The organism is Stieleria mannarensis, from assembly GCF_014154935.1.
Taxonomy (GTDB): domain Bacteria; phylum Planctomycetota; class Planctomycetia; order Pirellulales; family Pirellulaceae; genus Stieleria; species Stieleria mannarensis.
The window spans coordinates 256,905-270,353 of record NZ_JACEHH010000004.1 but is presented as its reverse complement, the minus strand read 5'-3'; the positions used below and the strand labels follow the sequence as shown (position 1 = coordinate 270,353).

Sequence of the window (13,449 nt, the reverse complement as noted above, 5' to 3'; positions counted from 1 at the left end):
GCAGCGAGGGGAGGGTCGATTCGCGGTGTTTAAGTGCCTTCGAGCCACAGGCAACCCTCCCCGCGTCGTCGCTCACTCCTCCGCGACCCTCACAGAGGGAGAGTGAATTCGACTCAGCGATGGATCGTCCGCTTAACTTGATTCCTATGGGGTCGAATGTAGAAGTGACCGAATTGATCGTGGCGGAAGTCGCCAAGACTTTCTCAAGCCGAGGCCCCTCTCTGGCGTTTGCTTGCTGTGCAAACGCCGTCTCTCCCAGAGAGAGAGAGAATCAAAATTCACCTCGCTAGGCTATCCCACAGGTTTTCCAAACCCGCCGATCAGACGTTGTCGGGATCCGGGACGACGAATCCGTCGCGATACTGACGTGTCAACATCGCATTGGCGGCATCGTTGTCGGCGAAACGTTCGGCGACGGGGTCGAATTTTAACACCGGTCCGAGCGACAGTTGTTCGACTTCGGGTTTGACACCGTTGTCGCGGAGATGTCGCAGGGTTCGCTGCAGCGTTTCCGAGTCGTCGTCGGAGGAACCGAAGGCTTCGACGGCAGCGGCGATGTCGTCGGGGCTGACGCGGTTTTCCTGTCCGACGTAATAGGAAATATTGCCCAGGTGCGCGATCGAGGCGGACAGGTGTCCGCACGTCGCATCGGCGTTCAACTTGGAACCATCACGCGAGACCACGGCATCGATGAAGTTGCTCATGTGCAACTCGTTGAGTTGACCGTCTTCTTTGGTATTGTGTTTGAAATCACGCACGGGCTTCTTGTTCAGGTCAAAGACCCGTCCATTCTCGTAATTCGGACCTTGGATCGCATAGCCTTCGCTGCCGTAGAAAACGACTCCGATCTTGTTGCCTCGGGTGCTGCCGAACAACTCGTTGATTTCATCGTCGGCACTGTTGTCGACACTCAACCCGCGCGTTTCAAACACGATGGTCTTGTCGCCATAATCGTAGATCGACACTTGCGTGTTGGCGGTGTCCCCGGCGTCGACGTAGTTGGGATCTTTGCGTTCGGCCTGGTACCCCAAACGTCCGGCGTAGGTCAGGATCGAGTTGGGGTGACGTTCCAGTCCCAGCCCCCAACGCGAGACGTCGGTTTGGTGCGGGCCTTGGTTGCCCGAATCGCCGTTGCCGTAGTGACGTTGCCAGTGCCAATCATAATGGAATCGTTGGCGTGTCACTTTGGGGTCGGTGTAGGTGGCCGGCCCGCTCCAGAGGTTGAAATCGACCGAATCGGGGACGGGGTAATCGCCCAGCGGCCCGATCGATTTGCGGCGTTTGTAGCAAAGCCCGCGAGCCAATTTAACTTCGCCGATCCCGCCGCTTTGGATGAAGTCGACCAAGTCGATCACGCCGTTGCTGCTGCGGCACTGCGTTCCGGTTTGGAACATGCGGCCGTACTTCTTGGCCGCCGCGACCAGCGCGCGCCCTTCGTTGACGTTGTGGCTGATCGGTTTTTCCAGGTAAACATCTTTGCCCGCTTGCATCGCCCACACACCGATCAGGGCGTGCCAGTGGTTCGGCGTGGCGCAGGTGACGATTTGCAGATCGTCATTCTCGAGCGCTTCGCGGATGTCGCGGTACACCGTCGGCTTCTTTCCGGTGCGTTTTTCGATCGATCCGGCACGCTGCTCGGCGACCTTGGAATCGACCTCGACGATGGCGCGTACTTCCGCACGCGGATCGTTGCCAAAACCCGCGACGTGCGACTGGCCGCGTCCATTTACCCCTGCGACCACGACGCCCAGTTTTTCGTTGGGGCTGTCAGCCGCCTTGGCGGCCGAACTGGTGTGGACGGCGGTCGCCAGCCCGGCGAGCGAGGCGGCCGATGCGGCGTTGAACTGGCGGCGGGTAATCTGTTTCATCGGAAAAGGCTCCATGCGGATGCGGGGTTTGGGGTGGGACGGGGTCTCAAACGATCGAGAGGACGGCCAACCATCATAACCCATTTTCCGCGACAACGTGAGCGAAAAGATGCGTCCCTTAGTGCTTCCCATCCGCCAAACCCAGCCGGGGATCGGAAAGGTCCAGTTTGTACATGATTTGGTTGTAATCGTAGCGAGGCGTCGGATCGTCGTTGCCCGAAAACGTCGCCGTGTACGTGCCCTCGAAAAAGATCACCCGTCCGTTGTCTCTAGCGAAAACGGGGTGCTGTTTCGGGTTGTAGAAACTGTACCGCCGATGGCTGACGATCTTGCGGGCGTGGGTCCAGGGGCCGGTCAGTCGCTCGGATTCCGCGTACCAGACTTCCCCCAGCATCGATGTTCCCGCGTGCTGGACCCCGATCATCACCCAGCGGTTTCGATATGCGTTCCAGGCCACCGACCCGCGGTGCATCGTGACCGGTTGGTCTTGTTCGTTCATCAATTGGAACAGTCCTTGGTCCGAATCAAGATACCCGGCTTTGACCAGTCGATTCTGAAGCTGGGGCGTGAACGGGATCGTGTCCGGTTTCCAACCGAACACGGGCTCACCATCGCTCCGTTCCACTTCGAAGGCATCGCCGCGACTGCCCTGCGTTAAGCACGTGTAAGCTTGGTACTGAGCCAAGTCCATCAACGCATCGACCGTCGCGGGGACGCGGACGATGGGAAACGGATCGGCGAAATACACATAGTCGACGCCGTCGTCTTCATGCACAAAGGGATGCCCGAATGGATACAGCGGTGCATCGACCGCGAACGAGAGTCGTTTTTCGAATCGGTTGGCTCCGTCATCAAACTCCGCCAATCCTCGTTGATAAACGGTCAGCGGCGGTTTGATTTTGACGTAGGCGGCAAACATCCGCTCGCGTCCCTTGTTGCCATCGTCTCTCAGCGTGATCAGGCCATTGATCCAGGTTGGGCCGGCGCCGGGAAGCTTGGCCATCGGTTTGGCAAAGCCGTTTTGGTCGACAAAGTATTCCAAGTCGACACCGACGTCGGGGGCCAGCCCACCGTCACTCGGCAATCGTGATACCGCACCGGGCACATGGAAATTGCCCAACGGGTAAGACGGCCGGTTCGTGTCACCCCAGAACCAGTACAGTTTTCCGTTGTAGACGGCATTGACGACGCTGTCGGATCCGAAGACTTGCCCGTTCAACACGGGCTGCTCGATCGGCACGGGACGCCCGACCAGGAGGCTGTCACGATAGATCCCAGCGCCCGTGATTCGATAAAGACGCTCGGCGATGTTCAACCGCTTGATCTTTACCGTCGCCGTTCCACCGGACTGAACCTTCAATCGTGTGCCGCGAAAACCGAAGCCGTCCTTGGGAAACTCGTAACCGTGACTGCTGACATGAAAGAACACGGTTTGCCCCATCAGACCGGGTTCGTCCAAGGCAACGATCCCGGCCGAATCGGTGTGATAACAAACGTCGTTGACCGTCTTGAGTTCGACCATCGGAACCCCTCGCCCGGTCACGTCGTCCACGACTTGGATCGTGAAGTAGTCGTGCGCCCGGGCGGAAAGGCCGATCAACAGCGTGACGAAGATGGATGTGATGCAGATGGATCTGGGCGATGGCATGTCAGTGGAGATCGCAATGAGGATGCTGCCAGGGCGGAAGGAACGCGGCGAGTCACCGTCGGGGCCTGCAGCATATCCCGATGCCACCAGCGAGTGCCACTCAGTCTTCCTGGGATCAGCCTACTGTCCCCCAACATTCTGCCCCGAATCATTCTCCCATTGCTCGGGGATCAACGTGCCGATGAGCTAGCCGCACCGTCTGGCCACCGAAGTTAGAATAGCCCACCTTCTATCCGTAATCCCTTGGAACATCGCATGAAATCCACCCTGTCGATCCTCCTACTTGTCAGTTCTGTTTTCGCCACATCACCCCACGTTTCCGCCGGCGACCCGATCGTCATGAACGTTTGGCCGGGGACGCCGCCGGGGGAAACCAAAACGTTGCCCGCCGAAGCGGATCAGACGAAACCGGAGGACCGCCTGATCGCCGGACGCCGGATCATCAAGTTGGGTAACGTTTCCACGCCCCAGATCGCGGTGTATCGACCGCCGGCCGAACAAAGCAACGGCACCGCCGTGGTGATCTGCCCCGGCGGCGGACACCACATCCTGGCCTATGACTTGGAAGGCACCGAGGTGGCCGAGTGGCTCAACAAACTTGGCGTGACCGCGATCGTGCTGAAGTACCGCGTACCGGCGCGCGACCCGGAACGCCGTTGGCGGGCCGCCGTGCAAGACGCCCAGCGGGCGATGAGTCTGGTGCGATCCCGTGCCGACGAGTGGAAGATCGATCCGGAAAAAATTGGGATCTTGGGCTTTTCCGCCGGGGGGGAGACCGCCGGCTTGACCGCCATCTTCCAGGAAGATCGTCGATACGAAGCGGTGGACAAAGTCGACCAGGTCTCCATCCGGCCGAACTTTGCGCTGCTGATCTACGCCGCCGGCATGGTGGAAAAGGGCACGACGCAGCTTCACGACTACATCACGATCAACCAGGACACGCCGCCGATGTTCTTTGCACATGCCTTCGACGATCGCGTCTCCGCGCACAACTGTCTGACCTTGGCCGGAGCACTCAAAGAAGCCGGAGTCCCGGCCGAGCTACACGTCTATGCGACCGGAGGCCACGGATACGGTCTGCGCGTCACCGACCAACCCGTCACCCGCTGGCCCGAACAAGCGGCGAGTTGGATGAAAACGATGAAGTTGATTCCGTGAGGACAGACCGGGAACGACATCACGACGGGAAGGCCGAGTGATTCCGGGCCGAAGGTGATTCGGTTCAGGGTCCCGGCCGCCTCGCACGGGGGACGGCGAGGTTCGCGAGGTGCGAATCCGCACGAATGATGCGCGGGTTCGCGCAATCGATCCGCTATTCGCGGCGCGAGCGCGAGTGACGCGCAATGGTATGCAACGTGCACGGTACCGGGATGAACAACACTTGTGAGCGTTCGTGGTCAAGCGAGGGTCTCTGTAAGACCGCTCGCATCGAACAACGAGAACGTGGTCCCCAAATCCGTGAGGGATGTCATGCGTGCTCATCCAGACCAGCACATCGAGAGTCAATCGATCCAACCACGACTGGCCGCGTTGATCCTTCGGCTGATGAATTCGCCAAGTGTTCCGATCCCGTACCAGCGCGAGCTGCAAGAGCGGTTCGGAGCCAATTTGGATCACGTGCGAGTGTTTTTCGGCAGCATCGCAAGCAGGGCGGCGGCAATGCTGGGCGCCGAAGCATTCACATTCGGCCGTCATGTCGTGTTCGGTGACGCGAACCCAGACATGCGATTGGTTGCCCACGAGTTGGTTCATGTCCTGCAGCAGCCGCACCAGGGCAGGATAGCATCGTTGGCCCCCAACAATATCGGCCGAGCGAATTGCGACGAAGAGCAAGAGGCAGATGAAATCAGCGACGCCTTGGTGTCGGGACAACCGATTCGGCTGCCGCGTGCTCACGCCTCTCCCTCAACCATCTACGCCAACCGGAGAAGGCAGATCGAGCACGGGTTGCATGTGACGGTGTTTCGTTGGATCACCATCCCTGGCGGCAGGGCACCGAGCGTGGTTGACATTGAAGTGATGGTTCCGCACGCCGCCACGGACGACGCGATCGAAGAACGCATCATCGTCGCGCTGCGATCGTTGGTGACGAGCCAACAATCCGATCGAGCGCCGGGACTTGTTCGAAGCATGCCATTTCGGGGCGAATTGCACACGCACCTGCAACGGGAACGTGTCGCGTGGAGTCGCGACAATCCCCACGCCTTGGCGATGGGCCGACCGATGGAATTGTGGATTCCGATCCGTTTCATTCACATGATGACCGGGCCCGGAGATCGCGAAGTCGCATTGGACGCCGGCGGACGACCGCACGTTGATCGGATCGAGATTGACCAGTCGCGTTACCCGGCACCATTGCCCGTCCCACCCAGTCCACCGGGGCTGGACGAAATCGTCGGCTGGCTCCCCCGGCTCGCTGAAGACGAATCGGTCGATCCCACCGTGCGACGCATGGCACAGATGATGCTTGAAAGCGATTCGATGCGGCGTCTCGACGGCAAATACCTCACCTCCGGTCAGGTCCGAAGCCATTGTCATGACAGCACCTGTACCCAATCGTCGATCGAACGCGGGGCCTCGGACGTCTATGACATCGTCGGCCGGGCAAGGGCCAGAACGATCGGAAGCTACCGGCAATTTCGCCGCGAATTCGAAGCGGTCCGCCCCGCGGTGCAAGCCGGATTTGATGAGCTTCACAGGATCCATTCGGCGGAATCCACCCGGATCGAAGTCGTTGCCGGCCCGGATGTGCATGCCTGGATCGGTCGGCGGCAGCGGAGTGCTCGTAGCTTGTATTACCTGTTCGGTATCACCGCGTGTGGATGGGGAGGCTCCGACCCCTGCATCGAGAACCCCGATGACTTCCGAGGCGGTTAGTACAAGTTTGTTGTCGCCGAACGTGTCATTCGAAGCCATCGATCATCGCTTCAAGCGTTTGCAGTTTCGTCGTCCACTTGTCGGAGGAGTGGGCGAACGTTGCGATCAACTGTCGCAGATGTCGCTTTGAATCATCCAGCAGGCGTCGTCGCTCATCGGGCGACGTCGTCGCGCGAGCCTGCAGGATGCGCGTCTCGTTGAGATGAAATCCGGCCAGGAGCAACCGGTCCAGGTATCGCGTTTTGTCATCGCTGTCGAAGTGCATGCGTGCCAGATTGGTGGTCAGTTTTGCCCAGCCCCAAATCCCGTCGTCGCCGCGTCCCCCCACCGCCTCGGCGAATCGCCCCGCGTCGCCGGTTGCCTGGGCATCGGCCAGCAACATCTCGGCCGCTTTGATTTGAAGATCGATCGCGGCGGGTGATTGACGGAGGATTTCGGAAAGCAGCGTGAGAGCCTGCGTCGCATCACCGGATCGCTGCGCCAAATCGATTCGCTTCAGCCGCAACGCCATCTTTTCGGCCTCACTCAGCTCCTTCGAATCGGCTGCCTTTTGAAGCAACTGGTCCGATCGCGACCGACACAACGTTCGGACCCGGGGGTCTTCCGCCCGAGTCTCCAGGTCCGACCAAGCCTGGACGGCCCACAATATCACGCCGACCGACGGATTCCGCTTCGGATCCAAAATGGTCTCCAACAACGCGTCGAATTGCCGGGCTTGTTCCATCGAAACCGGTTGATCGGGATCCAGATCGGCCAGGTAATCCTTCGCGACTTTGGTTTGCAAACCTGCGATCCGGTCGCGACCGCTCGCGCCGTAGCGTTTGGAAAGAGCCGCGAGCGACGCCTGGATTCCCTGCAAGTCAGCCGATTGCGAATAGGATTGAAACAGACACTCCTGGGCAGCGGTGACAAACGCGTCGGACAGCTTCGCCTTTTTGGCTTGACGAATCACACCACGATCACCGTCCAGCAATTCGATCGCTTGCTGTGGATCACCACGCAACAGTGAGATCTCGGCAAGCGAAAACATGCCCGCCAGCTGTGGCGATGTCGGCGTTTGATCGGCGTCGGCCAGTTCGATCGCGGTGCGCAGGTACTTGGCCGCACAGCTGACGATTGCGTCGTGCTGGTTCTTGATTCCGTCCCTTTCGCGGCGATTCGCCTCCGCCCAAAACTGTCGCCCCGCGGCCAACTGGGCTTTGGCATACAGGGGCGAGCGGTTGGGAATTTGGACGTAGTTCTGCGCCGCGGTCAGATGAAATCCGTCTCGTTCGTACAACTGGGCCGTTGCGAAACGCATCGTGTCCAACTGTGGGTGCTTGATGCCGCGGCGGACGATCAGGTCACACAGTTTTTCTAACTGATGCAGGTCACCCGAACGATCCGCGCCGGTGTAGTGGACTTGATGAGCTTCTTGCAAGGCGGCGAACGTGAGCGTCGCGGCGGCCTGAGTGATCGGTTGCCCTGGGTCGGCCAGTCGCGTGACGAAGCCCCCATAAACGGCGGCGTGGTACAGGTGCCCGGCGTCGAGGTAGAGCATGGCAAGCGTGGATGCGATCTGAAAACGCTGTTCGGGCGTCGATTCACTTTTCGGCCGCCCCAAACACTGCTCGAACAATGTCACGCACTCCACCAACAACGCTTTCGCCGATTCCGACGCGGGGTTGGACGCTTTCTCAGCCGAGTACGCTTGGTGCTTTTCAAACGCGACGGCATAGACTCGGTCAAAGGAGACGAAGGCGGGCGATCGCGGCGGCAGCGGGACCGATTCTCGCATCGGCTTTTCCGCAGCATGCTCGACCGGCTTTCGCTGGACCGGAACAATCGAACTTGGATCGGGAGCTCGAGGCGCGGGCCGCCGCCTCTTGGCCGACTCCGGCGGAGCAGCCTTCGTGGACGGTGATGGATTTCGGGAGGAGTCGGCTCCTTTACCGTCGGGCTTTTTCGGAGCCGGCACGCCGTCCGACGGCTGCAGTGCAAACGAACCGTCACCGGCATCGGACAACACCGTTTCCGCAATGGCGTTTGCTGAGGCTCCAAGCGGTTGATCGGTCGCCGGTCGCGTTCCCGGCCTGGGGCTGTCGTTCGCTGCGACCGACCGACCAGGAGCGGTCAGAGACGGGGGTGGGAGCACACGACTGGCTGATGGTGCGGCGGCCGGAGTCGGGTCCATCGGCATCGGGGTCTGTGGTCGCTGGAGGTACAACAGCACCGTGGCGATCAACAGCCCCAGCAGGGCGACGATGCCGATCCATTCCACCCAGGAAAGCCGACGGCGGCCCGGCCGCGGCGTTTCATCCGTCAGGTCGGCATCGGCGTCGGCGACATCGCTCGGATTGTCCGCCTGCACAGACAGCAATTGCATGGCCGTTGCCGCATCGAGCGACTGCCAACCGTCGGGTGCATCGCGTTGAGGTGTATCGCGTTTGGACGCCGGTTCGACCGTCGGGGCTTCTGTATCGCCGACCGTTGCGGGCGCGGCTTGTTTTGACGCCGGTTTGTTAGGAGCTGGCTTGTTGGATGCCGGCTTGTTGGATGCCGGCTTGTTGGATGCTGAGCCCGGCGACAAAGCCTTCGCACGCGAGCGCCAGGATTGAGAGTCCGTCATTGGCCGTCCATGTCCGATCTTATTTCATCTTGTTGTTGTTGGCCGGCAGCTTGAGTCCCCAATAGCCGTTTCGCGTCCTGTTCTTCGGACGGGGAAACTGCTTTGCGACCACGGCGGCTTGCGGGTGGACGCCGACGTCTTGATAGGTCCCCCCGTGCTTGTTGGCCAGTTGTTTGAAGGTCGCGGCGTTCTTGGCATTCACCTCCATCCCCAGGGTGTGAACGACGACGTTCTTGTTCGGTCGCTGGCTAAAGTAGCGGGAGGCGCCGTCGGTGAAGGCACCGTCACCGAGCACGAACATGACGTCCGGCTCAAGGTTGAATCCCAGCTGCAGGGCTTCCTTGCCGTCGGTTCTCAAACACAGCGGCACCGTTTGCAACCACTGGACCAGCATCTGCTTGTTCTTGGCTGTGGCGGGGACCAGCGTTTTCGGGGAATAGGGATGGAACAGCGGATAGGCGGTGTCGCTGTAGAAGATCACGTAGAACTTCTGGCGTTTGTTGAGTTTGCCGACCGCTTTGATCAATTCATTGAGCGCGGTTTCGAACCGTCCCTGCGTCATGCTGTTGGAGTTGTCGATCACGAAAACAAAATCGACCGCCTCGGTTTGCGAACCGAAAAACTGCACCTTGGCCTTGGCCGGCGTTGCCATCGCTTCGCCATCACCCTCGCCGGCCGGTGGCGCCAGCAGACTGCCGTCAAAAGAATCGCTCAGATCGACCGACACGAATTGCTCGGTCACCTCCGACGTCACGTCGATCGATTCGGTGACTTCCTCGACGACCTCTTCAACCGGTTCGGTGACTTCGACCTCCACCTGTTCGATCACGACCTCCTGGATCGATTCCTCGATCGCGGTCGAAACGGTGATGATGTCCGGGTTGGAGATCCGTTCTTCGACCAGGAAGATCGTCGACAGCAGCAACAGCAGCGCCACGTGCAACGCGATGCTCAAGCCGCTGGTTCGCAATTGATCCAACAGCCCCTCGCGATGCTCGAACCACCACAGTCGACTCCACGCCAGCGGTTTCCAGAGCAGCGAAGCCTCCTCATACGCACCGTGAAGCTGTTCGTGTAAGGCCTCGTGCTCCAGTTCCGCGCGGCGATACGCGGAAACCGTCTGTGCAGATGCCTGCGGGGCTGATGTGTCCTCCGAGGATTTGCCAGGGGGATCGGCCGCATCACAGACGATCGACGGTCGCTCGATCGCCAGCACGTCGCGGTACCCATCGGCGGTCGCCGCCGGCAGATCTTCCAGCGGAATTTCAAAGATCTGGGTTCCGTCGGAAACAATGGTCCGCCCCATTACCCCGGGACGGTAGTATCCCCCACGCTGAGCTTGTGGCAGTTGGCCCGTCGGGATTCGAAAGAACCGTTTGCCGTTGGACACGGTCACAAGATCAGACACGAATCACCTCAAGAAAAGTAACAACACGCCCCCACGCAACCCAATGCCAGCGGGAAGCGTAAGCGAGCGGCCCCACGAAACCGCGTCCGCAATCGCCCCCGGCGAACCACATCACCCGACGCACCGTTGATCACCCAACGCCCCCCCCAAATCCAAACGTGCGTCCCCGTCACAAAGGACTCAAAAAGCCGGCAAAAAACTCACAACGCAAGCGTCACTCCGGCAAGGTCCGCAAGAACCGGATCCCGAATCGGCCATAGTCTTGCCCATCGACGTCCCCGTCAAAATCGGAGTCCAAGCGAGCGTCAAACCCCTCTTGGCCGACCGATTTCAAGAAGCTTCGACCGAAGCGACCATAGTCCTGGCCATCGACATCGCGATCCCCGTCGGTGTCGCCGTAGAACCTGAAGAACGCATCGGTTGATTGATTACCGAACAGGTAGTCGTCCTCGGAGTCCGCGATTCCGTTGCCGTTTCCGTCCAGTGGTAAACCGGATGCTGTGATCAGCGGCGCATTGAGGATCAAGAGATAGTTTCCATCGGCCAACTCCGTCGGGCTGGGGAATGTGATTTCCAAGACGGATCCGTCATCGGCGACCGAGGCGGCCAGATCGATCGGCACCGCCGCACCCGAGTCCCGGTTGACCACTTCAACCGCGGTCTCGGGGCCGGATAAATCAATGGCCACTTGCTGGTCGAATCGGACAGTGATTGATTCAAGCGATGACCTTGACGGATCGCCACCATTAACGTCAACGTCGACGACCGTCGGCGCCACCGGCAGGTCGACTAGCAGCAGTTCGTTTTGGGCCGCGGGCGTCACCGCCGACGTCGCAGAAAACTGCACGACATCATCGGACGAACTGCTGGAATCCACGGCGGTCTGGATCCGAAACAGGACGCGATCACTGCCCGCCGGAATTGTGACCGAAGCGGGGATCGTGACCCGCGAGGAATCCGACGCCAGGTTCACCACCAAAGGGCCCGATGTCCCCGCGCCGTCATCACTGCGTCGTACGTTTCCAATCAGGGTTGTTCCCTCCGGTGTCTTGCGTTCGCTCAGGCCCAAAATCAATTGTTGCGGGGCAGTGGTCGACGTGACGATTCCTTCCACTGAAAACTCGTAGACGCCTTCATCCGCGTCGTCGGTTTCGATTCTCACTTGGCCCGCGAATTGACCTGGCACCATTGTCGACAACTGCACCGTCAACGTGTCCGATTGTCCGGGGGCCAGGGAAGCGGGCAACGGGTCGGTGACGGTGAACCCCGACGGGACCGCGACGTCGCCGAGATTCAGCACCGCCTCGCCGTGGTTCTCCAGCACAAAGCTACGTGATGGCGGAAACGACGACTGCGGAATCGTGCCGAAGTCGATCGGGGTGACACGGTCATCGACGATCAGCGCGCCGTTTTGTAGCACACGTGCTTCGGGGACCCCTTGGGAAGCGACGACGAAGGACTGTTCGGCGAGTTTGACTCCATTGACCAGAACGTCGATGGTCCAAGTCCCCAGGTCGGGCTGGTCGGGAAGAAAGTACGAATACCAGCGCCACTGGTGCGCCCAATCGTTGCCCGCGGTGACATGATTGACTCGAAACACCGATCCGTCGGGGCGACGCCAATCCAGATGGATCTCATCGCCTTGTTCGACGCCGGAGAACCAATTCCAGGTGTAAACCAGTTGCCCCGGTTTCTGCTCAAAGACGTTGATCTGCGACGTCCCTTCACGGACGTGTGCTGCGACGGGAACGTTGGAAATCCCGTTACTGAGCACGGCCTGGCTTTCGCCGATGTACTCGAGCGCCGCGACCGAGCCGTGCAAGAACGTTGATGGATCGTACCAGGGTTCGACGGAAAACCCGTAGTGCTCCAGTGCAAAGTGGAGGTGAGTGATATCGGACCAACCGGAGCTGGCCATGTAACCGAGTTTGTCGCCGGCGGAAACGACGTCGCCCACAGAAACTTGGACCGAATCACGTCGCAGATGGACGTAGCGTGTCGTCCACCCGTCACCGTGATCGACGACGACATAGTTGACCGGCGGGAAGGTGGACCCGAGGTTGGTTTGTCGATCAAATTCCCCGTCATGGGTGTCGACCACAGTTCCGTCCGCGGCGGCATAGATCTCGATCCCGGCATCTTGTTCGTCATAACCACGAACGGCGATGTCCCACGCGGAGTGGCCGTCATATGCATATCCGCCACCACGAAAGTCTTCGATTCCCCCGGTCGGATCGACATCGACATAGTTCAGGAACGCGTGGTCGACAAACGGTGTGCCTTCGACGGGCCAGATCAGCGGCTGGGCAAATGTGGTCTGTCCGGTCGTGAAGGTGAAACTGATCGAGTTGTCCGTTTCGTCGCTTTCGGCAACCGTATTGAACGCATCCGCGGTCACAACAACTTGATGCGTTCCCGGCGTCGCGAACCATCCGGCTCGCCACCGAAACCCGGTGTAGGCCGATTGCCCCGCACCGGTGTTCAGCACGCCGCTGCCCAGAGTGACTCCGTCGACGGTGAAGTGGAACGCATGGGCCGCCCCGAACGGCAGGTTCGTTGTTTCAAACTGCACCTGAATCGCCAGCCGTTGGCCCAAAAACGGCGATTCGATCGGGTTGCCTTGACCGTCGCGAACGTAGCCCGCGATCAGACGCAAGTTCGGCGAGGACGAGTTGGCCAACCACGCCGGTCCCGGCGGGGGATTTTGTTGATAAACGGTGTGCACGTCGCCATCGCCCGACAGCACGTCTCCGGACCACGCCGGTTCGTCATGCGAGTGTTCGGAGCCGAAGCCGGGGGCAAAGTCACCGACGGGGGCGCCCAGATCGGCTGACAGCAGCGATCGGGTTTCAAGACGCTCAATCCATCGCGACGGAAAACGGCGTTCGGGTCTACGGTCGTGGGGATGCATCTTGGTGCCTGAATTCGGTCGAGTGATCCTGATCGTCGCCATCGCGGAAGACGGAGGTCAAGGAGAGCCTAGTCGAATCACGTCTCGCGTGCAGCGCACGTCGGTGTCGAACCTCTTAGGCGATTCCCC

The 13,449-nt window shown here is 60.2% G+C and carries 7 protein-coding genes; 2 read left to right on the top strand and 5 right to left on the bottom strand.

Features of this window, described 5'->3' with window-relative positions; all coding sequences use genetic code 11:
- Window positions 1-320: 320 nt before the first annotated feature.
- Window positions 321-1,868, bottom strand: a complete 1,548-nt coding sequence (locus tag H1B37_RS04580) for a Gfo/Idh/MocA family protein (protein ID WP_182865431.1) — start codon at window positions 1,866-1,868, stop codon at window positions 321-323.
- Between the two features lie 118 nt (window positions 1,869-1,986).
- Window positions 1,987-3,516 carry a glycoside hydrolase family 183 protein gene (locus tag H1B37_RS04575; RefSeq protein WP_182865430.1) on the bottom strand — a complete coding sequence of 510 codons (1,530 nt, stop codon included), beginning with the start codon at window positions 3,514-3,516 and terminating at the stop codon, window positions 1,987-1,989.
- Window positions 3,517-3,771: 255 nt separating this feature from the next.
- Between H1B37_RS04575 and H1B37_RS04570 the strand changes: the two genes are divergently transcribed.
- Together H1B37_RS04570 and H1B37_RS04565 are read left to right on the top strand one after the other, a co-directional pair.
- Window positions 3,772-4,674, top strand: coding sequence for an alpha/beta hydrolase (locus H1B37_RS04570; RefSeq protein WP_220498035.1), 903 nt, complete (start codon window positions 3,772-3,774; stop codon window positions 4,672-4,674).
- Between the two features lie 312 nt (window positions 4,675-4,986).
- Window positions 4,987-6,393: an eCIS core domain-containing protein gene (locus tag H1B37_RS04565; protein WP_182865428.1), complete on the top strand. Its 1,407-nt coding sequence runs from the start codon at window positions 4,987-4,989 to the stop codon at window positions 6,391-6,393.
- Between the two features lie 25 nt (window positions 6,394-6,418).
- Here the strand turns inward: H1B37_RS04565 and H1B37_RS04560 are convergent, their stop codons facing one another.
- From H1B37_RS04560 to H1B37_RS04550, 3 genes are all read right to left on the bottom strand, one after another.
- Window positions 6,419-9,001, bottom strand: a complete 2,583-nt coding sequence (locus H1B37_RS04560; protein ID WP_182865427.1) for a hypothetical protein — start codon at window positions 8,999-9,001, stop codon at window positions 6,419-6,421.
- Between the two features lie 19 nt (window positions 9,002-9,020).
- Window positions 9,021-10,409 (bottom strand): vWA domain-containing protein, encoded by a 1,389-nt coding sequence (locus H1B37_RS34285; RefSeq protein WP_182865426.1) that lies wholly within the window; start codon window positions 10,407-10,409, stop codon window positions 9,021-9,023.
- A 214-nt stretch (window positions 10,410-10,623) separates the two neighbouring features.
- Window positions 10,624-13,320: a peptidoglycan DD-metalloendopeptidase family protein gene (locus H1B37_RS04550; protein ID WP_182865425.1), complete on the bottom strand. Its 2,697-nt coding sequence runs from the start codon at window positions 13,318-13,320 to the stop codon at window positions 10,624-10,626.
- Between the last annotated feature and the right edge of the window lie 129 nt (window positions 13,321-13,449).